General features: G+C 63.3%; 18 protein-coding genes. 7 read left to right on the plus strand and 11 right to left on the minus strand.

Annotated elements, in window-relative coordinates:
• Positions 1-32 precede the first annotated feature (32 nt).
• Together rnhA and V6M89_RS13225 are read right to left on the minus strand one after the other, a co-directional pair.
• On the minus strand, positions 33-473 hold the full coding sequence (rnhA, locus tag V6M89_RS13220) for a ribonuclease HI (RefSeq protein WP_116990825.1): 441 nt from the start codon (positions 471-473) through the stop codon (positions 33-35).
• The gene (locus V6M89_RS13225; protein WP_116990826.1) at positions 466-1,245 is read right to left on the minus strand and encodes a class I SAM-dependent methyltransferase; all 780 of its coding nucleotides are present in this window, start codon (positions 1,243-1,245) and stop codon (positions 466-468) included. Before V6M89_RS13225 ends, rnhA begins: the two co-directional genes overlap by 8 nt.
• 21 nt (positions 1,246-1,266) lie before the next feature.
• Here V6M89_RS13225 and gloB point away from each other — a divergent pair, with 21 nt between their 5' ends.
• Entirely contained in the window at positions 1,267-2,073 is an 807-nt protein-coding gene (gloB, locus tag V6M89_RS13230) for a hydroxyacylglutathione hydrolase (RefSeq protein ID WP_332853597.1), read from the plus strand.
• A gap of 38 nt (positions 2,074-2,111) precedes the next feature.
• On the opposite strand, the gene aceB is transcribed toward gloB, so the two are convergent.
• Complete coding sequence (gene aceB / locus V6M89_RS13235; protein ID WP_332853598.1) at positions 2,112-3,710, minus strand: malate synthase A; 1,599 nt, start codon at positions 3,708-3,710, stop codon at positions 2,112-2,114.
• A gap of 200 nt (positions 3,711-3,910) precedes the next feature.
• Between aceB and V6M89_RS13240 the strand changes: the two genes are divergently transcribed.
• Positions 3,911-4,822 (plus strand): LysR family transcriptional regulator, encoded by a 912-nt coding sequence (locus tag V6M89_RS13240; protein WP_332853599.1) that lies wholly within the window; start codon positions 3,911-3,913, stop codon positions 4,820-4,822.
• 86 nt (positions 4,823-4,908) lie between these two features.
• On the opposite strand, the gene V6M89_RS13245 is transcribed toward V6M89_RS13240, so the two are convergent.
• From V6M89_RS13245 to V6M89_RS13270, 6 genes are all read right to left on the minus strand, one after another.
• Positions 4,909-5,112, minus strand: a complete 204-nt coding sequence (locus tag V6M89_RS13245; protein ID WP_020703630.1) for a cold-shock protein — start codon at positions 5,110-5,112, stop codon at positions 4,909-4,911.
• Between the two features lie 284 nt (positions 5,113-5,396).
• Positions 5,397-5,753, minus strand: a complete 357-nt coding sequence (locus V6M89_RS13250; protein WP_332853600.1) for an Hpt domain-containing protein — start codon at positions 5,751-5,753, stop codon at positions 5,397-5,399.
• A gap of 5 nt (positions 5,754-5,758) precedes the next feature.
• Entirely contained in the window at positions 5,759-6,409 is a 651-nt protein-coding gene (gene upp, locus V6M89_RS13255; RefSeq protein WP_332853601.1) for a uracil phosphoribosyltransferase, read from the minus strand.
• Positions 6,410-6,447: 38 nt separating this feature from the next.
• Positions 6,448-7,029: a TetR/AcrR family transcriptional regulator gene (locus V6M89_RS13260; RefSeq protein WP_116990832.1), complete on the minus strand. Its 582-nt coding sequence runs from the start codon at positions 7,027-7,029 to the stop codon at positions 6,448-6,450.
• Between the two features lie 28 nt (positions 7,030-7,057).
• On the minus strand, positions 7,058-8,734 hold the full coding sequence (locus tag V6M89_RS13265; protein ID WP_332853602.1) for an isovaleryl-CoA dehydrogenase: 1,677 nt from the start codon (positions 8,732-8,734) through the stop codon (positions 7,058-7,060).
• Positions 8,731-9,891 (minus strand): acyl-CoA dehydrogenase family protein, encoded by a 1,161-nt coding sequence (locus V6M89_RS13270; protein WP_332853603.1) that lies wholly within the window; start codon positions 9,889-9,891, stop codon positions 8,731-8,733. Before V6M89_RS13270 ends, V6M89_RS13265 begins: the two co-directional genes overlap by 4 nt.
• A 109-nt stretch (positions 9,892-10,000) precedes the next feature.
• Between V6M89_RS13270 and V6M89_RS13275 the strand changes: the two genes are divergently transcribed.
• The 4 genes from V6M89_RS13275 (at position 10,001) to V6M89_RS13290 (ending at position 15,931) form a co-directional block, all read left to right on the plus strand.
• On the plus strand, positions 10,001-11,203 hold the full coding sequence (locus tag V6M89_RS13275) for an acetyl-CoA C-acetyltransferase (RefSeq protein ID WP_332853604.1): 1,203 nt from the start codon (positions 10,001-10,003) through the stop codon (positions 11,201-11,203).
• A gap of 16 nt (positions 11,204-11,219) precedes the next feature.
• Entirely contained in the window at positions 11,220-12,506 is a 1,287-nt protein-coding gene (locus V6M89_RS13280; RefSeq protein WP_332853605.1) for an enoyl-CoA hydratase-related protein, read from the plus strand.
• 258 nt (positions 12,507-12,764) lie between these two features.
• A complete protein-coding gene (locus V6M89_RS13285) occupies positions 12,765-14,438 on the plus strand; it encodes a putative bifunctional diguanylate cyclase/phosphodiesterase (protein ID WP_332853606.1) in 1,674 nt (557 codons plus the stop codon).
• On the plus strand, positions 14,435-15,931 hold the full coding sequence (locus V6M89_RS13290; protein ID WP_332853607.1) for an HDOD domain-containing protein: 1,497 nt from the start codon (positions 14,435-14,437) through the stop codon (positions 15,929-15,931). Before V6M89_RS13285 ends, V6M89_RS13290 begins: the two co-directional genes overlap by 4 nt.
• On the opposite strand, the gene V6M89_RS13295 is transcribed toward V6M89_RS13290, so the two are convergent.
• Complete coding sequence (locus tag V6M89_RS13295; protein WP_332853608.1) at positions 15,928-17,079, minus strand: MFS transporter; 1,152 nt, start codon at positions 17,077-17,079, stop codon at positions 15,928-15,930. The two genes, V6M89_RS13290 and V6M89_RS13295, sit on opposite strands and share 4 nt — an antisense overlap.
• A gap of 3 nt (positions 17,080-17,082) precedes the next feature.
• Entirely contained in the window at positions 17,083-18,201 is a 1,119-nt protein-coding gene (gene aroC / locus V6M89_RS13300; protein ID WP_332853609.1) for a chorismate synthase, read from the minus strand.
• Between the two features lie 252 nt (positions 18,202-18,453).
• Here aroC and V6M89_RS13305 point away from each other — a divergent pair, with 252 nt between their 5' ends.
• Positions 18,454-20,715, plus strand: coding sequence for a putative bifunctional diguanylate cyclase/phosphodiesterase (locus tag V6M89_RS13305; RefSeq protein ID WP_332853610.1), 2,262 nt, complete (start codon positions 18,454-18,456; stop codon positions 20,713-20,715).
• Positions 20,716-20,720: the final 5 nt, after the last annotated feature.

Below are 20,720 nucleotides of genomic sequence, written 5' to 3' on the forward strand. Positions count from 1 at the left end.
CTGGACGGAGGAGTATAACAGGCCGCTGCCGCTCAACGGCCGCGTGCCAGTTCGACGCCGCGATTGGCCAGCATGTCGGCCCGTTCGTTGCCCGGATGGCCGTTGTGGCCGCGCACCCAGCGCCATTCGACGGTGTGCATGGCCTGCGCGGCGTCCAGCGCGCGCCACAGGTCCTCGTTCTTGACCGGCTCCTTGGCGGCGGTCTTCCAGCCGCGCGCTTTCCAGCCGTGTATCCATTCGCTGATGCCTTTTTGCACATACTGGCTGTCGGTGTGCAGCGTGACCATGCACGGGCGCTTGAGTGCGTTGAGCGCTTCGATCACCGCCTGCAATTCCATGCGATTGTTGGTGGTGTCGCGGGTGCCGCCGCAAATTTCCTTCTCGGCGCCTTCGGCCACCAGGAACGCGCCCCAGCCGCCGAGGCCGGGATTACCCTTGCATGCGCCGTCCGTAAAAATCTCTACCTTATCCATCCTGCTGTTCCCGCCTTTTATTTGTTGCCGGCACGACCGCGGGGGCCGACGCCGTTTTTTTGGTCCAAGCCGGACCGATCAAATGCATGCCTTTCACGCGCTTGATCGCCTGCACGATATAGACGCCGCCCAAGTACGGCCACCAGCGCGGCCCGGCATTATCCATGAATGCGTAGCGATGCAGCCACTTTTCTGTGCGGCAGGCCGGCGCGTAGCAGCCGAAGTGACTCTGGCTGGCGCCCATATTCAATAATTTTAACCAGTCTTTCATGCGCGGCATAGAGATCAACTCCTCCGTGCGCGGCAGGAAGGAGGTACCGCCGACGCGCCGCAGCACGTGGCGCGCGCCCCACAGGCTGGCCGGGTTGAAGCCGCAGATGATGACCTGCCCTTCCGGGATCAGCACCCGCTCGACCTCGCGCAGCACCTGGTGCGGATCGGTGGAAAATTCCAGCACATGCGGCAGCACCACCAGGTCGATCGATTGCGAAGCGAACGGCAGCTCGGTGCAGTCGAGCGTCAGCGCAACCGGACGCTGCGCGGCATCGGTGACGGCGCGCACTTTGCGGTCGACCAGGAACTTGTACGGCATGCGGTTGGCGGCCAGTGCATCGATTTGAGGCATGCCGATCTGCACCGCGTTGAAACCGAAGATATCGGCTGTTAAATTATCGAGACAGGTTTGTTCCCACTCACGCAAGTACACACCGGCGGGCGTTTGCAGCCAGCCTTCCAGCGCTATAATGGATTTCTCAGATCCTGCCTTGTCCATGCCTAGCCTTTTTGCGATCCAATGACCAATTCATCTACTCAAGCACTCAGCGTTCTGACGGTTCCCGCGTTCCACGACAACTATCTGTGGCTGATCCATGACGGCGTCAACGCCGTCGCCGTCGACCCCGGTGACGCCAAGCCCATCCGGGCTGCGCTCGAAGCAAACGGACTCAAGCTCACCGCCATTCTACTCACCCATCACCATGCTGACCATATTGGCGGCGTCCCTGAATTATTACAGCATTATCAGGTTCCCGTTTTCGGTCCGCGCAACGAGACCATTGCCGCGGTCACTTTACCGGTCGGCGAAGGCAAGGTGTTCGACGTACCCGGCCTGCCGCTGCGGCTGTCGGTGCTCGACGTGCCCGGCCACACCATGGGCCACATCGCTTACGTGCGCGAAGCGTCCGACGATGCGCCGACCTGGCTGTTCTGCGGCGACACGCTGTTTGCCGGCGGCTGCGGCCGCCTGTTCGAAGGCACGCCGGCCCAGATGATCAGCTCACTGGGCAAACTGGCCGCACTACCAGATGATACCAAGGTCTACTGCGCCCACGAATATACGCTGTCCAACCTGCGCTTCGCGCGCGTGGTGGAGCCGGACAATGTGGCCCTGCAGGAACGGGTCAAGGTGGAGACCGACAAGCGCGAGCACAACCTGCCGACGGTGCCGAGCACGATAGGCGTGGAAAAGGCGACCAATCCCTTCCTGCGCTACCGCGAACCGGCCATCGCAGAACAATTGGTGCAGGCCGGACGGCTGGACCGCATCGATACGCCGCTGGCCACCTTCACCGCGCTGCGCTTGTGGAAAAATGACTTCTAATTGAAAACGGCCCTTGCGGGCCGTTGTCTTTTTCTTGGTTAGATCTCTTCGTACAGCGGCAGGGTCAGGAACTCCGCGAACTCGGTCGAGGTCGACATCTCTTCGAAGATGTGACCGGCGCGCACGTAGGTCGGACCGTCGCCGCCCGGCGCATCGCGCTGCACTTTGACCAGCTCTTCCTTGATCATTGCGCGCACCATGTCGGCGGTCACTTTACGGCCGTCTTCCAGCACGCCCTTGTCCGAACGGATCCATTGCCATACTTGCGAACGGCTGATTTCCGCCGTGGCCGCATCTTCCATCAGGTTGTGGATAGGCACGCAACCGTTGCCTGCCAGCCAGCTGCCCAGGTAGTGGATACCGACGTTGATGTTGTAACGCAGGCCGGCTTCGGTGATCGGCGCTTCCGGCTTGAAGTCCAGCAGCTGCGCGGCGGTCACGTCGATGTCCGGACGCTGCTTGTCGATTTGGTTAGGCTTGTCGCCCAGTACTTTGGTGAACTCGGTCATCGCCAGTTCCACCAGGCCCGGGTGGGCAACCCAGCCGCCGTCGTAGCCGTCGGTGGCGTCGCGCGCCTTGTCGTTGCGCACGCCGCCCATGGCGATCTCGTTTTTCTCCGGATCGTTCTTGATCGGAATCAGCGCGGCCATGCCGCCGATCGCCGGCGCGTTGCGCTTGTGGCAGGTCTTCAGCAACAGCAAGGCGTAGGCGCGCATGAACGGCGCGGTCATCGTCACCTTGGCGCGGTCGGCCAGGCAGAAGTCCTTGTCCAGCTTGAACTTCTTGATGCACGAGAAGATGTAGTCCCAACGGCCGGCGTTCAGGCCCGAGCTGTGTTCGCGCAGTTCGTACAGGATTTCGTCCATCTCGAAGGCGGCCAGGATGGTCTCGATCAGCACGGTGGCTTTGATCGTGCCCTGTGGCAGGCCCAGTTCGTTTTGCGTCATCACGAAGATGTCGTTCCACAGGCGCGCTTCCAGGTGCGATTCCATCTTCGGCAGGTAGAAGTATGGACCGGCGCCGCGCGCCAGCTGCTCTTTGGCGTTGTGGAACATGAACAGCGCGAAGTCGAAGATGCCGCCGGAAATGCGCTTGCCGTCGACCAGCACGTGCTTCTCGTCCAGGTGCCAGCCACGTGGGCGCACCACCAGGGTGGCGATCTTGTCGTTCAGCTTGTAGGACTTGCCGTTCTGCTCGAGCGAAATGGTGCGGCGCACAGCGTCGAACATATTGATCTGGCCGGTGATCTGGTTGTCCCAGTTCGGCGTGTTCGAATCTTCGAAGTCGGTCATGTAGCTGTCGGCGCCCGAGTTGAAGGCGTTGATGACCATCTTGCGCTCGACCGGGCCGGTGATTTCCACGCGGCGGCATTCCAGCGCCTTCGGAATCGGGGCGATCTTCCAGTCGCCGGCGCGGATGTGCGCGGTCTCGGCCAGGAAGTCGGGACGCTCGCCGGCGTCCAGGCGCTTGGCGCGTTCGACGCGCACGGCCAGCAATTGTTGACGGCGAGCTTCGAACTCGCGGGTCAGCTTGACCACCAGCGACAGTGCCTCGGTGGTCAGGATGTTTTCGTAGCCAGGCTTGATCTCGCCCGTGATTTCCATGCCTGCCGGCAGATTGATGGTGGACTGCGTCATGAGGTCTCTCCGAAAGAAAATATTAACTACAAGATCAAATTATAAGCACTGGCCTTCTTGTTGCACGTTGATTCTTTTAGTGTGCAGACTCAGTTACGCCTTGATATGTTTTACAGTATATTCACTAATAAGTTATGCAAACGAGACTAAAAATCACATCATCTATGCGTTTTTATCACAAATGACGGGCTAGGCTTTCCATGGGTCAATTCAGACAGATTTCCACCTTCGTAGAAGTAGTGTCCAAGGGCAGCCTGTCGGCCGCCGCGCGGGCCGAGGGCATTGCGCCCGCCATGATAGGACGCCGCCTGGACGCGCTGGAAAGCCGTCTGGGTGTCAAACTTTTGCAACGCACCACGCGCAAACTGGCGCTGACCAACGAGGGCGCGGCCTTTCTGGAGGATTGCCAGCGCATCCTGGCCGAGCTGGAGGAAGCGGAAACCGCCGTCGCCGAACGTAGCGCGCACGCCACGGGGCACCTGATGATCTCGGCCCCGGCCGGTTTCGGACGCCAGCACGTGGCGCCGTTGATCCCCTCCTTCCTGGCCGAGCACCGCGATGTCAGCGTCACGCTCAACATGAGCGACCGCGTGGTGGACATCGTCGGCGAAGGCATCGACGTCGCGATCCGCATCGCCAGCCTGTCCGATTCCAACCTGGTCAGCGTCAAGCTGGCCGACAACGAACGGGTGGTGGTGGCCGCGCCCTCCTACCTCAAGCGCCACGGCGAGCCGAAAACGCTGGCCGACCTGGCCAAGCACAACTGCCTGGCGATCAGCAGCGAAGGCAGCCAGCGCGGCTGGACCTTCCGCGACAACGGCAAGAACGTGGTGATGAAGGTCAACGGCAACATGGGCAGCAACGACGGCCAGGTGCTGCACGACTGGGCGCTGGCCGGCAAAGGCCTGGCGTGGCGCTCGATGTGGGAAGTGGGAAATGAGATCGAAGCGGGCAAGCTGCAAACCGTGCTCAACGAGCATGCCGCGCCGGGCAACGATATTTATGCGGTGTTCGCGCAGCGCCGTCACTTGCCGCTGCGGATACGCGCCTTCGTGGACTTCCTGCGGCACACCTATGCGCAGCCGGACTACTGGCGCAAATCCTGGAAATGATGCCGTTTGGGCCGCCCGCACAAAAACGCGGGCGAAAAAAAATCCTCGGATACCGAGGATTTCTTTATTTCGTTAGATTCAGCGTATTAGATTGGCTGAATGTTCGAAGCTTGCTTGCCCTTAGGACCAGCGGTCACTTCAAAAGAAACGCGTTGGTTCTCTTGCAGCGACTTGAAGCCTGCGGACTGAATCGCCGAGAAGTGAGCGAACAGATCTTCGCCGCCTTCGTCAGGGGTGATAAAGCCGAAGCCCTTCGAATCATTGAACCATTTTACGATACCAGTTGCCATTACAATTCCTATTTCAGTTAAGTTGGGCTTGCGCCCGTGATATCGTTTGAGGCAAGAAAGAAATGACAGACTAACTGCACTACTCTTGAATCTAAACGATCCCGCATTATACCCATTTACGAGAGAAAAACACGCTTTCACGAAAATAAATGCAAAGCCATCCTTTTTTTGGTAGAACACAGCCTAAAAGATAACTTTCCATCGCTCAACACTCGTAAGTCCGGGCGTATGTAACACTATAGACAACTTAATAGTACGCGACTTGAGCTGGATCAAGCGCACGTTTACTCATAAGTTGTTGCATGCGCGTCACGGGCAGCCCATTTCAGCAGCTTTTCCACCTCCGGCACCACCGCAGGCCAGCCTGTATGGTCGGCCAAAACGCCGCGCACCATCTGTTCGATGCGCCGCGCTTGTTGCCCAAACATGGCAAAACCAAAGGTCCCGGCCGATCCGGCCACGCCATGCAGCAATTCGTGGAGCTGATGCAGATGCGCATCCGGCGGCAACTCGTCCCCGGATGCCTGGCAGACGGCGAACGCCTGGGTGATCTGTTCGAGCGTCCCCGGCACGGTCGCGGCGAATTTTTCGCTCAACGCCGCCAGTCGGGCACGGAAGGCTGGATCCTCAGGCATCGCCATGATGTTTACTTGGTGCCGAAGATGCGGTCGCCGGCATCGCCCAGGCCCGGGACGATATAAGCGTGGTCGTTCAGGTGCGAATCCAGCGAGGCGCAGTAGATTTTTACGCCAGGATGGGCATTCTGGAACACTGTGATGCCTTCCGGCGCCGCCACCAGCGCCAGGAAGATGATCTGTTCGTCGGTCACGCCGCGCTTTTTCAGTACGTCGACCGCATGCACGGCCGAATTTCCGGTCGCCACCATCGGGTCGCACAGGATGAAGGTACGTTCAACCGTGTCCGGCAGGCGCACCAGGTATTCCACCGGCTGGTGGGTTTCCGGATCGCGGAACACGCCAATGTGGCCGACGCGGGCCGACGGCACCAGGTCCAGCAGCCCGTCGCTCATGCCGATGCCGGCGCGCAGGATAGGAACGATGGCCAGCTTGCGGCCGGCGATGACCGGCGCGTCGATGGTCATCAAAGGGGTTTCGATGGTGCGGGTGGTCAGCGGCAGGTCGCGGGTGATCTCGTAACCCATCAGCAGCGTGATTTCCTTGAGCAGGTCGCGGAAGGTACGGGTCGACGTATCCTTGGCGCGCATGTGGCTCAGTTTATGTTGGATCAGCGGATGGTCGGTGATGAACAGATTAGGAAAACGCGGATCTTGTTTCATTGTTTGCTCTTTTTAGTCGGTATGTGCCGGTCATTATACTAGGCCTCAGGTCCCAGAAACATGGCGACCGCCTCTTCCGCTATCTGGTCCAGGTTCGATCCCTGGCCCGGCTTGTACCACAACACGCTGTAGTTAATGGCGCCCATCAGCAGCAGGCGGGCGACCGCGCTATCGCTGCGCAGCAGGCCGGCGGCCGATAGTTCGTTCACCACGTCCTGCCACAGCTGATCGTAGCGGTCGCGCAGCACCTGCACGCGTTCGCGCAGCTCCGGCGTCAGGCGGCGCCAGTCGTACAGCAGCACCGGAATGAAGTCGTGGCCCTCGCCCAGCACGATCTCGAGGTGCGCGCGCACCAGCGCCTGGAACTTGGCGCGCGGCGGCAGTTCACCGGCGGCGATCTGCTCGGCGGCCGGCAGCCCCGCCACCAGGCCCTCCTCCATCACGGCGGCGAGGATCTCCTGCTTGCTCTTGAAGTGATAGAACGGACTGCCGGAGCGCATGCCGACCGCATCGGCGATATCGCGCGTGGTGGTGCCGTCGAAGCCGCGTTCGCGGAACAGGCGCGCAGCCACGCGCACCAGATCGGCGCGGCGGTTGTCGACAGGAGCTGTATTCGTCATAACTATTTATCCAATTTATTCAAGCTGCTTACTCAACCAGTGCCCGCGCCAGGATCGCGGCGCAATCGACGCCCGCCGGCAAGCGTCCGAACGCGCCGCCCGGTTCGCGCGCCAGCCGCGATGCGACAAACGCCGACGACACATACGCCGGCGCGTGCCGCAGCAGCAGGCCCGCCTGCACCGCCAGCACAACGCGCTCGGCCAGCACGCGGGCGCCGAATTCGTCGGACTGCGGTTGTTCCAGATCGGCCAGCAAGGCTTGCGTGTAGCGGACATAGTCGGCATCGGACTCGCCGGCCAACGCCAGCTCGGCCGCCAACGCTGCGCGCGCGGCAGGAGTTTTGCCGAAGGCGCGCAGCAAGTCAAGGCACATGACGTTGCCGGAGCCTTCCCAGATCGAATTGACGGGCAGTTCGCGGTACAGGCGCGCCAGCGGGCCGTCTTCGACGTAGCCGCTGCCGCCGATGACCTCCATCGCCTCCGCGCCGAAGGCCGGGCCGCGTTTGCAGATCCAGTATTTGCCGGCCGGCGTCAGGATGCGCGCCAGCAGCGCCTGCGCCGGATCGTCACCCTGGTCGAAACAGCGCGCCAGCCGCATGCCGAAGGCTGTTGCGGCTTCCGATTCCAGCGCCAGGTCGGCCAGCACGTTTTGCATCAGCGGCTGCTCGGACAGCGGACGGCCGAACGCAGAGCGTCCACGCGCGTGATGCAGCGCGTGCGTCAGCGCGGCGCGCATGGTGCCAGCGCTACCCAGTACGCAATCGAGGCGGGTGTGGCTGCCCATTTCCAAAATCGTCGGGATGCCGCGCCCCGGCTTGCCGATCAACCAGCCGTAGGCGCCGGTGAATTCCACTTCCGACGAGGCGTTCGAGCGGTTGCCCAGCTTGTCCTTCAGGCGCTGCACGCGGATCTGGTTGCGGCTACCGTCCGGCAGGTAGCGCGGCAGGAAGAAGCACGACAATCCTGCGCTGCCCGCATCATCGGTCTGCGCCAGGATCAGGTGCGCATCGCTCTGCGGCGCCGAGAAGAACCATTTGTGCCCGACGATGCGGTACACATCCTCTCCTTCATCACCGAACATCGCGCGCGCATCGGCCGGCAGCACCGGCTCGGCGCGGGTGGTGTTGGAGCGCACGTCGGAACCGCCCTGCTTCTCCGTCATGCCCATGCCGATGATGGCGCCGCGCTTTTGCTCGACCGGCAGCGAGCGCGGATCATATTGCGTCGACAGGATCCTTGGCAGCCACTTGGCGGCGATCTTCGGCGCCTGCTTCAGCGCCGGCACCGACGCATACGTCATCGTCACCGGACATTGCGAGCCGTTCTCCAGTTGGCCGAACAGCATGTAGCGCGCCGCCCGCGCGACCTGCGCGCCAGGCCCGCCCAGCCATGGCGACGCGTGCGCGCCGTTCTCGATCAACAGCGTCATCAAGCTATGCCAAGCCGGATGGAACTCCACCTCGTCCACGCGCTTGCCGCTGCGGTCGAAGTTGCGCAGCTTGGGCGAGTGCATATTGGCCAAGCGCGCCAGGTCGAGCACCTCGGCCTGGCCCAGTTGCGCGCCCAGCGCGTGCAGCGATTCGGCCGCATCGGCGCCGCCCTCGCGCAGCAATGCCTCCTGCAAGGCCGGATCGGCCGCATACAGATTGATGTTTTCAAACGGCGCAACCGTGTTGCGCACTTCATGCGTATCGAATGGATTCATTTTTTCTCCTTCTTGGGCAGGATGCCCATCTGCTTGGCGATGATGCCCAACATGACTTCATCCGCGCCGCCGGCGATCGACATCAGCCGGCCGTCGCGGAACATGCGCGCCACGCGGTTCTCCCAGCTGTAGCCCATGCCGCCCCAGAACTGCATGCACGCATCGGGCACCATGCGCAGCAGGCGCCCGGCCTTCAGCTTGCACATCGACGCCAGCTCCGTCACATCCTGCCCGCTGATATATAGCTGCCCGGCGCGATAGGTCAGCGCGCGCAGGCTCTCCACTTCCGTCTTCAATTCCGCCAGCTTAAAATAGACATGCTGGTTATCCAGCAGCCGGCCGCCGTAAATCGCCCGTTCGCGCGCCCATTCCACCGTCAGGTCGATGCAGTTGACCAGCGTCTGCACCGCATTGGCGGCGGCCCACAGCCGCTCCTCCTGGAACTGCAGCATCTGGTAGACGAAGCCCTGCCCCTCCTCGCCGATGGCGTGGCGCTGCGGCACGCGCACCTCGTCGAAGTAAATCAGGCCGGTGTCGGAGGCGTTCATGCCGATCTTGCGGATCTTCTTGCCGACCGAGACGCCCGGCGTATCCATCGGCACCATCACCAACGTCTTGTTCTTGTGCGCCGGGCCGTCGGAGGTGTTGACCAGCACGCACATCCAGTCGGCCTGCAAGCTGTTGGTGATCCACATCTTGCTGCCGTTGATGATGTAATCGCCGCCATCCTTGCGCGCGTGGGTCTTGATGGCCGCCACGTCCGATCCCGCATGCGCTTCCGACACGCCGACGCAGCCCACCATTTCGCCGCTGATGGCCGGCGCCAGGAATTCGCGCCGCAAGGCATCCGAGCCGAAACGCGCCAGGGCCGGCGTGCACATATCGGTCTGCACGCCGATCGCCATCGGGATTCCGCCGCAATCGACATGGCCCAGCGTCTCGGCCATCGCCATCGAATACGAGTAGTCGAGGCCCAGTCCCCCGTACTCGACCGGCTTGGTCAAGCCCAGCAAACCGAGCTCTCCCATTTTCTTGAACAGGGCGTGCGCCGGAAATATGCCGGCTTCCTCCCACTCATCCACGTATGGATTGATTTCGCTCTCGATGAAGCGCTTCAGTGTGCGTTGTAATTCCTGATGTTCGTGGCTGTCAAACATGGTCTGTCCCCTTATTATCAGGTCAGACTAGCGTAAATACCGGCACGAAGCAAGCAGTTGCTTTGTTGTCGTTTGCACTCTATGATGTTCGTCCAGATAAGGAGATTCCATGACCGAAGCCTATGTGTACGAGGCCATCCGCACCCCGCGCGGCAAGGGCAAGAAAGACGGCAGTTTGCACAGCGTGAAGCCGATTACGCTGCTGTCCGGCCTGATGCGCGAGCTGCAATCGCGCCACAAACTCGACACCTCGCTGATCGACGACGTCGTGCTCGGCTGCGTCACGCCGGTCGGCGACCAGGGCGCCGATATCGCCAAGATCGCCGCGCTGGCGGCCGGCTGGGACTGGAAAGTGGCGGGCGTACAACTGAACCGTTTCTGCGCCTCGGGCCTGGAAGCGGTCAACCTGGCGGCGCAGAAAGTGCGTTCCGGCTGGGAAGACCTGGTGGTGGCCGGCGGCGTCGAGTCGATGTCGCGCGTGGCCATGGGTTCGGACGGCGGCGCCTGGGCGCTGGACCCCGAAACCAGCCTCAACACCGATTTCCTGCCACAAGGCATAGGCGCCGACCTGATCGCCATGCTGGACGGCTACACCCGCGAGCAGGTCGACGCCTACGCCATGCGCTCGCAGCAGAAGGCCGCCGCCGCGCGCGCCGCCGGCCGCTTCCGCTCGGTGGTGCCGGTGCTCGACCAGAACGGCGTGCTGATCCTGGCCGAAGACGAATTCATCAAGCCCAACACCACCATCGAAACGCTGAGCGGACTGAAGCCCTCGTTCGAGGCGGCCGGCAGGATGGGCTTCGACAGCGTGGCCCTGCGCAAATATCCGCAGCTGGCGCGGGTCGACCATATTCATACGGCCGGCAATTCGTCCGGCATCGTCGACGGCGCCGCGCTCGCGCTGATCGGCAGCAAGGCCGCCGGCAACCGGCTCGGCCTGAAGCCGCGCGCGCGCGTGCTGGCCACCGCCGTCACCGGCACCGATCCGACCATCATGCTGACCGGCCCTGCCCCGGCCGCCCGCAAGGCGCTGCTGAAAGCCGGGCTGGACATCGCCGACATCGACCTGTTCGAAGTCAACGAAGCCTTCGCCTCGGTGGTCATGCGCTTCATGACGGAGCTCGGCGTGCCGGAAGAAAAGGTCAACGTCAACGGCGGCGCCATCGCGCTCGGCCATCCGCTGGGCGCGACCGGCTGCATGCTGCTCGGCACCCTGCTGGACGAACTGGAAGCCCGCGAACTCAAGCGCGGCCTGATTACCCTGTGCGTCGGTGGTGGCATGGGCATCGCCACCATCATCGAACGCGTGTGAACGGAACGACATGATCATGATCACCACACATCAAAACGGCGGCGCCATCACCGTCATGTTGTCCGCGCGCGCCATCAATCCGCTAAGCCGCTTGTTCCAGCGCGAGCTGGCGGCCTTGATCGACAAGCTGGAAGCCAAGCGCAGCGAGCTACACGGCGTCATCATCGGCTTCCACGCCGACGCCGGCGACTCCGACCACGAAGTGGAACACCTGATGTCGCTGACAACGGCCCAGGCCGGCGATTGCATGCATATGCTGGGCGCCTACAACGCTTTGTTGCGGCGCCTGGAATGCCTGGGCATCCCGGTGATCGCCACGCTGGGCGGCGCCGTCAGCGGCCATGCGCTGGGCCTGGCGCTGGCCTGCCATCACCGCATCGGCCTGCACGACGCCACCTTCAGCCTGCCGCAAGTGCATCTCGGCGTGGCGCCGGTGGCGGGTGAGATCGCCCGCAGCGTGCGCCTGGCCGGCTTGCAGGCCGCCATGCCGCTGCTGCTGGAAGGTGCGACGCTGACGGCCGACCAGGCGCTGCGCGCCGGCCTGCTGCACGCCGTGGCCGACAACGAAGAAGAAGTGGCCGAGCTGGTGCACGGCACCATGGCGGCCGACGCGCCAGCCGTGCAGCCGTGGGACGTCAAGGGCTTTCGCCTGCCCGGCGGCGCGCTCACGTCCGCGCCGGTGCAGACCCTGCTGCAAGTGGCGCCCGCCATGCTGCGCGAGCGCACCGGCGGCCACGCACCGGCGCCGGAAGCCATCCTGTGCGCCATGGTCGAAGGCCTGCAAGTGGACTTCGACAGCGCGCTGCTGATCGAAAGCCGTTACTTCTGCCAGACCGCGATCAGCCCGGTGGCCCGCAACCTGATGCGACTGAGCCAGATCCGCGCCGACCTGGCGTCCAAGGCGACATTGGAATTGGCCGCCGCGCTGCACCAGCGCTACGCCGACGAGGTGCAAACCTTGCGGTCCGAGTCGGTGCCGGAAGCGCTGCTGCGCAACGCCGCCCGCGCCGCTGGCCTGCCGCCACCGCCCGACACCACCGACATCCCGAGCAGGGCCGACGCCGCTGCGCCGGTGCCGGTGTCTGGCCTGGCCGACATCCGGGACCGCCTTTTATATGCGCTGTCCATCACCGCGCAGGATCAGGTCACCCGTGGCGCGATCAGCAGCGACGAGGCCGACCTGGTTTCCGTGCGCCTGCTCGGATTCCCTGCCCACACCGGCGGCGCCATCCACTTTATCCAGCACATCGGCCCGCAGCACTATGCAAAACGCATTGCCGAGCTCGGCACGCGCTTCGCCTGAATCCCCCCGCACGGCTGCCCGAAACAGCCGTGCGCTCCCCTCTGCCCAGCCTATTTTTTAGCCCAACTCAATAGAAAACTGTAAAAGTAGCCCGGATGTTGTCATTTTTCATGTAATTCCACTCTCATCAGTGATACATTGCGTTCTGGTTTTGCAAGATTCGCGCAGCCACGTTACATGTATAAAATGAAAGATTAGATCCTCGCGATGTTTTCCAGTATCCCAGCCCCATCCCCGCGTCATGAATTGGATAACCTCATGGAAGAGGCGGGCGATGTTGTTTTCCGCCTGAATCAGTTGGGGCAGATACTGTTTGCCAGCAAGCGCGCGGTCACCCTGATCGCCAGTCAAACGCCGTTGGCTGGTGACACGCTGCCGCGCCTGGTGTCGCTGGACGACCAGGCGCCGATGGCCGCCCTGCTGGCCGAAGTGGGCGCATCGGGCCAGTCCCGCCTGCTGGAAGCGCGCATCAAAACACCGGACGCCGAGATCTGGCACGAGCTGCGGATCTCCTGCTACGCCAACCAGCATGGCGCCAGCGAACTGCTGGTGGTCGGCCGCGACATGACGGTGCAGCACGCCACCGAAGAGCGCCTGCGCCACATGGCCACCCACGATGCCCTGACCGAACTGCCCAACCGCCTGCTGCTGTCGGACCGCATGCGCATGGTGATCGCCAACGCGCGCCGTTCAGGACAAGGCTTCTCGGTCGCCACCATCGGCCTGGACGGTTTTAAGAAAGTCAACGACGGCCTCGGCCATCCGATCGGCGACGCCGTGCTGCGCACCGCCGCCGCCCGCCTGCGCAAGACCCTGCGCGACAGTGATACGCTGGCCCGCGTCGGCGGCGACGAGTTTGTCGCCGTGCTGCCCGGCACCGCCACCGAGGCGCAGATCAAGCTGGTCACCGGCCGCCTGATCGCCACCTTGCAGTCGCCGTTTGAAATCGAGAACCACACGATTTATGTCGGCGCTTCGGTCGGCGTGGCGGTCTATCCGCAACACGCCGAGGACGAAGTGAAGCTGGTCGCGCTGGCCGACGCCGCCATGTCGCGCGCCAAGGAAACCGGCAAGGCCCGTTGCGTGGTCTACAGCCAGTCCCAGTCCGGCCCGCCGGAGCACGATATTTCGCTGGAAGCGGCCATGTTCCAGGCGGTGCGCGAGGGCGAGTTCCTGCTGTACTACCAGCCTATCGTCGACGCCCGCACGCGCGAGATCCAGGGCTTCGAAACGCTGATGCGCTGGAAGCATCCGACCTTGGGCATGGTGCCGCCGGCCCGCTTCATCCCGATCGCCGAGACCAACGGACTCATCAATTTACTGGGCGCCTGGGCGCTGAAAGCCGCCTGCGTGCAGCTGAAACAGTTCGAAGAGGTGGCCAAGCGCAGCCTCTACATCTCTGTTAATATCAGCCCGCGGCAATTCCGCAACGATAAATTTCTCGACGTGCTGGACGATGCGATCGCCTTCTCCGGCCTACTTGGTGAGCAATTGGTTTTAGAAATTACAGAAGGCACTTTGATGATCGACCCGGTGCATGCCGAGTCCATCCTGTCCAAGATGGCGGAGCGCAACGCCCGCATCGCCATTGACGATTTCGGCACCGGCTATTCCTCGCTGGCCTACCTGAAGCGCTTCCCTATTTCCGTACTGAAGATCGACCGCACCTTCATCCGCGACCTGCCCGGTTCGCAAAAGGACGGCGCCATCTGCAACGCCGTGCTCGACCTCGCCAAGCACCTCGACTTGTCGGTGGTGGCCGAGGGCGTCGAAACCGAAGGCCAGATGGAGTACCTGGAACAGCGCGGCTGCCAGTACATCCAGGGCTACCTGACCGGCAAGCCGATGGCCGCCAACGTGGCCATGGCCGCGCTCAAGGAAAGCATCCACGTCAAAGTGGTGCCAGCCGAACTGCGCCAGGTGGCGCAATGACGGCGCGTTTCACCGCCAGCACCCCGCTGGGCGACGCCACGCTGGCGACGCTGTGGGATTGCACCCGCCGGCGCGGCGACATGCCCGGTTTCGCCAAGGCCATCACCGCCATCCTGGGCGCGATGCGCGGCGAGGACGACCAGGAATTCAATATGACCCGCACCGTGCTGTCCGATCCGGTGCTAACGCAAAAGGTGCTACGACTGGCCAACAGCGGCATGTATTCGGCCTTCGGCCAGCATGTCAACACCGTCTCCAAGGCGGTGCTGGTGCTGGGCACGGAGGCCATCGGCCACCTGGCGCTGGGCCTGAAGCTGATCGAGGAACTGGCCGCCGGCTCGCCCGACGCCACCATCGCCCACATCGAAATGGAAAAGGCCGTGCTGGCCGGGATCGTGGCGCAGCAGATCGCCTACACGGCCGAAAGCCGCCACGGCGAGGAAGCCGTGGTGTGCTCGATGCTGCACACGCTGGGCCGGATGATGATGACCTTCTACATGCCGGAACGCTGGAACGAATTGCAGCGCGCCGCCGACCAGGAAGGCCGCAACATCGACGACATCGCGCCGGAAATGCTGGGCCTGACGATGGAAGAAATCGGCCACGCCGCCGCCCTGCACTGGGGTTTGCCCGGCACGCTGGTGAACGGCATGCGCAAGGTCGCGCCGCCGGCGCCGGGCGCCGAAGTGAGCACCTCGGACTGGATCGCCGGCCTGTCGACGATGTCGGCGCTGTGCGCGGAATCGCTGTGGCACGACGATCCCGACGGCACCGCCGTGGTCAAGCAACTGGCCGAGGCCTACTCCTCCATGCTGGGCGTGGAACCGGACAACCTGATGCACGCCATCGAGCAGGCCAAGGTGGTGGCGGCGGCAGACCTGACCATCGCGCCGCTGTCGCGCCCTGCCGAGCGCCGCGCCAAGGCGCTGGCCAAGACGCGCCAGCGCGCCGCCGGCAACAAGATCCTGCTCAGCGGCCTGGCCGACATGCGTGACATGCTGGAGACGGCCAACCCCGGCCAGATGGTGCAGATCGCGCTGGAAACCGTGTACAAAGGCCTGGACTTCTCGCGCGCGGTGGCGTTTGTGCGCAACCGCAAGGACAACCAGTACACCGCCAAGATCAGCTTCGGCGAAGGCAGCAGGGAGCTGCTGCCGGCGCTGACTTTCGACGACGCCTACGAACCGAATGTATTCCACGCGGCCCTGAACAGCGACCGCGTGATCTTCATTGAAAACGCCCGCGACGCCAAGTTCGCCGCCAAGCTGCCGTTGTGGTGGAAGAGTTCCTTGTCCGAAGCACGCAGCTTCGTGATCCTGCCGCTGTCGGCCAACGGCCAGCCGGCCGGCTTCCTGTATGGCGACTGGGACGATTCCTTCCCGCCTATCCAGCTGAGCCAGACCGAGTTCTCGCTGTTGAACGACATGCGCGCGCTGGTGGTCAAGGCGGTCGAGCGCCGCCACAAGCAGGAAGCCATCTCCACCCGCAATTAATAGCTGTCGCGCTGCTGCCAACGGTAGGACAGCACGGCAGCCAGCGCGGAGCACAGCACCAGCACCGCCGCCACGTAGTACACCGACTCCGGCCCCGCCCTCTCCCACCACTGCGCCAGGAACAAGCCGCCCAGCGAGCCGCCGACGCCATATGAAATGCTCATGTACAGCGCCTGGCCGCGCGCCTGCAAAGGCCCGGAGAACCAGCGCTGCAAAGTCATCACGCACGACGAGTGATGCAGCGCGAACGTGGCCGCGTGCAGCACCTGCGCCACGATCAGCAACCACAGCACGTGCGGGCCGAAGCCGATCATCAGGAAGCGCACCAGCGCCGCCGCCAGCGTCACATACATCATCACCTTGGCGCCCCAGCGCTTGAACAGCGGCGCCTGGAAGTAGAACAGCAGCACCTCGGCCAGCACGCCCAACGACCACATGGCGCCGATCACGGTCTTGCTGTAGCCGCTGCGTTCAAGGTAAAGCGAATAGAAGGTGTACAGCGAAGTGTGGGCCGCCACCATCAGCGCGGTGGACGAGAAGAAGGCGATCACCTCGCGCCGGCGCAGCAGCGACATCAACGGCGGCGGCGCCACCTTGTGCACGCGGCGCGGCACGTCCTGCAGGCGGAACGCGGCGGCGATGGTCAGCACCAGCAGCGCGGCGGCCACCCACGGCAAGGCGATGATGCCGTAGTGTTCCAGCGCGTACGCGGCCAGCGTCACCGAGACGATGAAGCCGATCGAACCCCACATGCGGATGCGGCCATAGAAGGTCAGGTCGCCGCGCATCTCGGACAGCATCAGCGCTTCGCAGATCGGCGCCTGGCCGCTGGTGAACAGGTTCAGCACGATCATGGCCAGCATGAAGTGGGCGAAGGTGCTGCCGAAGAAGAAGCCGGAGAATCCCACCAGCGCGGCAAAGCCGGCCATGCGCAGCACCAGCACGCGGCGGTCGTAGTGATCGGCGACGTAGCCCCAGACGTTGGGGCCGACGATGCGCAGTACCTGGGTCATCGACATCAGCACGCCAATCTGCGCCACCGTCATGCCTTTATCGGCAAAGAACAGCGTGGCGTAAGTGGTCCAGGTTCCGGCGTGCGCGTAGTAGCAAAACAGGAATAAGGCGAAGCTGAAGGCTTGTACCGGCACCGCTTAACGCGAAGTGGGCGATACGGGCGGCGCGATGTTCGGCGTCGTCACGTGGACGTCGCCGCATTGCGCGCGGTGCATCAGCGCGTGGTCCATCAGCACCAGCGCCAGCATGGCCTCGGCGATCGGCGTGGCGCGGATGCCGACGCACGGATCGTGGCGGCCGAAGGTTTCCACCATCACCGGGTTGCCGTCCTTGTCGATCGACTGGCGCGGCGTGCGGATCGACGAGGTCGGCTTGATGGCGATCGACACCGTGATGTCCTGGCCGGTCGAAATACCGCCCAGCACGCCGCCGGCGTTGTTGCCGATGAAGCCGGTTGGCGTCAGCGAGTCGCCGTGCACCGAGCCCTTCTGCGCCACCGACTTGAAACCGGCGCCGATTTCCACGCCCTTGACGGCGTTAATGCCCATCATCGCGTAGGCGATGTCGGCGTCGAGCTTGTCGTAGATGGGCTGGCCCAGGCCAACCGGGATGTTCTGGGCGATGACGTCGATGCGCGCGCCGATCGAATCGCCGGCCTTGCGCAGCTCGTCCATCGCCTCTTCCATGCGGGCGATCAGGTCGGCGTCGCCGCTGGCCGCGAAGAATGGGTTGTCGTGCACGTGGATCCAGTCCTGGAACGGCACTTCGATCTCGCCGAGCTGGCTCATGCAGCCCTTGAACACGGTGCCGTATTGCTGGTTCAGCCATTTCTTGGCGATGGCGGCGGCGCCGACCACCGGCGCCGTCAGGCGCGCCGACGAGCGGCCGCCGCCGCGCGGATCGCGGACGCCGTATTTGTGCCAATAGGTGTAATCTGCATGGCCGGGACGGAAACTCTCGGCAATATTGCCGTAATCCTTGCTGCGCTGGTCTTCGTTGCGGATCAGCAGCGCGATCGGCGTGCCGGTGGTGACGCCCAGATACACGCCCGACAGGATTTCCACCGTGTCCGGCTCCTTGCGCTGCGTCACGTGGCGCGACGTGCCCGGCTTGCGGCGGTCCAGTTCCGGCTGGATGTCCGCTTCCGACAACGGCAGTCCCGGTGGGCAGCCATCGATCACACAACCAATCGCGGGACCGTGCGACTCACCAAACGTAGTTACAGAAAACAATTTGCCAAATGTATTGCCGGACATAGGAAGAGAATCTTTGGAAAAAGGTGGAAAGTACCCAATTCTACCAGCCGGCGGCGATTGCCGTCGTGCCGGCATAATAATTTCCAAGACACAAGTTTCCATTGGTAAAATATCATTCTTTCGTTGAAAGCATGGCAAACTTGCACACCGGTATGCAACGTTCTGTATAAACCGTGGGAAATCCGCATACTTTTTAACAATTCGCTATATACTTGAACTCAAGAACACCGAGAAATCCTGGAGAAGCTACACATGCCCCCACCGATCACACCCCTTGAGCAATCCAAGGACGATCAAGACGATCTGGTATTCTTAGAAGAGCATCCGACGGCGCCTGCGGTACCGGGTGCCCGCAACGTTTGGCGGGTCATGATCATCGACGACGATGAGGATGTGCACTCGACTACCACCTTTGCACTCGGTAACCTCGACATGCAGCAGCGCCCGCTCGAATTCGTGCATGCGTATTCGGCTGGACAGGCGCGCGAACTGTTAAAACACGAAGCCGAAATCGCCGTCATCCTGCTGGACGTGGTGATGGAGCAGGACGACGCCGGCCTGCACCTGGTGCGCTACATCCGCGAAACGCTGAACCTGGCCGACGTGCGCATCATCCTGCGCACCGGGCAGCCCGGCTATGCGCCGGAGATCGACGCCATCCGCGATTTCGACATCAACGATTACAAGACCAAGTCCGAGCTGACCCGCATCAAGCTGTTCACCACGGTGACGGCGGCGATCCGCTCCTACGAACAAATCCGCAAGATCAACGACAGCCGCCGCGGCCTGAACCAGATCGTCCACGCCAGCACCCAGCTGATGTCGCTGCACGGCGTGCAGAACTTCGCCTCCGGCGTGCTGGCCCAGATCGCCGACCTGCTCGGCCAGGACGGCAACGGCGTGCTGTGCGTGCAGGAATGCCCGGAAGACGGCTGCCACAAGCTGATGGTGATGGCCACCATCGGCAGCTACCGCCACCTCGACAACGTCACCCTGTGCGACCAGGACCACAAGCCGGTGTACGACGCCATGGAGCTGACCCTGGGCCAGCGCCGCAACATCTACGGCCCGGACTTCATCACGCTGTACTTCGCCGGCAAGGCCAGCCGCGATTTTGTCGCCTACCTCGACGTCGGCCGCGCGCCGACCGAGATCGACGAGCGCCTGCTGGAAGTGTTCTGCTCCAACGTGGCCGTGGGCCTGGACAACGTGGAACTGGTCACGCACCTGCACAACGCCGCCTTCTACGATCAGCTGTCCAAGCTGCCCAACCGCACCCGCCTGGTCGAGATCCTGGACGCCACGCTGGCCGGCCCGGCGCGCGACGAGGCCACGCTGTCGCTGGTCGATCTGGATCACTTTGCCGAAACCAATGACGCGCTGGGCCACCAGTTCGGCGACATGCTGCTGGTGGCCGTCGCCGGCCGCCTGCAAACGCAGCTGGGCGACCAGCTGACGGTGGCGCGCATCGGCGGCGACATCTTCTGCGTGCTGGGCGATTCCTCGCAAGTCAATCCGGCCAATATCCTGGCGCTGTTCGCCCACCCGTTCAGCATCGACGGCCAGGACGTGCAGCTGTCGGCCACCTTGGGCCTGGTGCGCCTGGGCGAACATGAAGGCACCGGCGCCGACGCGCTCAAGGACGCCGACATCGCGCTCAAACGCGCCAAGTCGCAGCAGCGCGCCGGCCACTTCTACTTCTCGCGCTCGATGGGCGTGGAGATCCGCGAACGGGTGCGCATGATGCACGCGCTGCGCACCGCCTTTGGCCAGAACCAGCTGTTCGTGGTGTACCAGCCGCAGATCGACCTGGCCACGCGCCGCCCGGTGGGCGCGGAGGCGCTGCTGCGCTGGCAAACGCCGGACGGCAAGTTCATCTCGCCGGACCGCTTCATTCCGATCGCCGAGTATTCAGGCCTGATCATCGACCTGGGCGAATGGGTGATGCGCACCGCCTGCCGCGAGCTGGTGGACCTGCGCAAGGCCGGGCACACGAACTTCATGATGTCGATTAACGTCTCGCAGGTGCAGTTCCGCCATCCGCACTTCCTGGAGATGCTGCGCAAGGCGCTGGAAGATACGGGCGCGCCGCCGGAGTTCGTGGAACTGGAGATCACCGAATCGATGGCGATGGAAGAGCCGGATATGCTGATCAAGATGCTGGGCCAGATCAAGCAGACCGGCGTCAGTATCGCGATAGACGACTTCGGCACCGGCTTCTCGTCGCTGTCCTACCTGCAGCGTTTGCAGATCGACCGCCTGAAGATAGACCGCGCCTTCGTCACCGAGATCACCGGCTCCGCGCGCGGCAGCAGCATCGCCGAGATGGTGATCCAGCTGGGCCGCAACCTGGGCCTGGCCGTGATCGCGGAAGGCGTGGAAGACGAGCGCCAGGCGCAGATACTGCAAGCGCTGGGCTGTCCGCTGGCGCAGGGCTTCCTGTTCGCGCGGCCGATGACGGCGACAGCGCTCAACGGTTGGCTCAGCAACGACGCGCTGGAAGGCGCAGCCTAAAATAA

The organism is Duganella sp. S19_KUP01_CR8, from assembly GCF_036688705.1.
Lineage (GTDB): Bacteria > Pseudomonadota > Gammaproteobacteria > Burkholderiales > Burkholderiaceae_D > Rugamonas.

Bases quoted from the DNA above. Each gene is read 5' to 3' on its own strand.
- V6M89_RS13290 (WP_332853607.1), top strand. From the start codon at position 14,435: ATGACGGCGCGTTTCACCGCCAGCACCCCGCTGGGCGACGCCACGCTG.
- aceB (WP_332853598.1), bottom strand. From the start codon at position 3,710: ATGACGCAGTCCACCATCAATCTGCCGGCAGGCATGGAAATCACGGGC.
- V6M89_RS13260 (WP_116990832.1), bottom strand. From the start codon at position 7,029: ATGACGAATACAGCTCCTGTCGACAACCGCCGCGCCGATCTGGTGCGC.
- V6M89_RS13240 (WP_332853599.1), top strand. From the start codon at position 3,911: ATGGGTCAATTCAGACAGATTTCCACCTTCGTAGAAGTAGTGTCCAAG.
- upp (WP_332853601.1), bottom strand. From the start codon at position 6,409: ATGAAACAAGATCCGCGTTTTCCTAATCTGTTCATCACCGACCATCCG.
- V6M89_RS13280 (WP_332853605.1), top strand. From the start codon at position 11,220: ATGATCACCACACATCAAAACGGCGGCGCCATCACCGTCATGTTGTCC.
- V6M89_RS13250 (WP_332853600.1), bottom strand. From the start codon at position 5,753: ATGGCGATGCCTGAGGATCCAGCCTTCCGTGCCCGACTGGCGGCGTTG.
- rnhA (WP_116990825.1), bottom strand. From the start codon at position 473: ATGGATAAGGTAGAGATTTTTACGGACGGCGCATGCAAGGGTAATCCC.
- gloB (WP_332853597.1), top strand. From the start codon at position 1,267: ATGACCAATTCATCTACTCAAGCACTCAGCGTTCTGACGGTTCCCGCG.
- V6M89_RS13305 (WP_332853610.1), top strand. From the start codon at position 18,454: ATGCCCCCACCGATCACACCCCTTGAGCAATCCAAGGACGATCAAGAC.
- V6M89_RS13275 (WP_332853604.1), top strand. From the start codon at position 10,001: ATGACCGAAGCCTATGTGTACGAGGCCATCCGCACCCCGCGCGGCAAG.
- aroC (WP_332853609.1), bottom strand. From the start codon at position 18,201: ATGTCCGGCAATACATTTGGCAAATTGTTTTCTGTAACTACGTTTGGT.
- V6M89_RS13245 (WP_020703630.1), bottom strand. From the start codon at position 5,112: ATGGCAACTGGTATCGTAAAATGGTTCAATGATTCGAAGGGCTTCGGC.
- V6M89_RS13225 (WP_116990826.1), bottom strand. From the start codon at position 1,245: ATGGACAAGGCAGGATCTGAGAAATCCATTATAGCGCTGGAAGGCTGG.
- V6M89_RS13285 (WP_332853606.1), top strand. From the start codon at position 12,765: ATGGAAGAGGCGGGCGATGTTGTTTTCCGCCTGAATCAGTTGGGGCAG.
- V6M89_RS13265 (WP_332853602.1), bottom strand. From the start codon at position 8,734: ATGAATCCATTCGATACGCATGAAGTGCGCAACACGGTTGCGCCGTTT.
- V6M89_RS13270 (WP_332853603.1), bottom strand. From the start codon at position 9,891: ATGTTTGACAGCCACGAACATCAGGAATTACAACGCACACTGAAGCGC.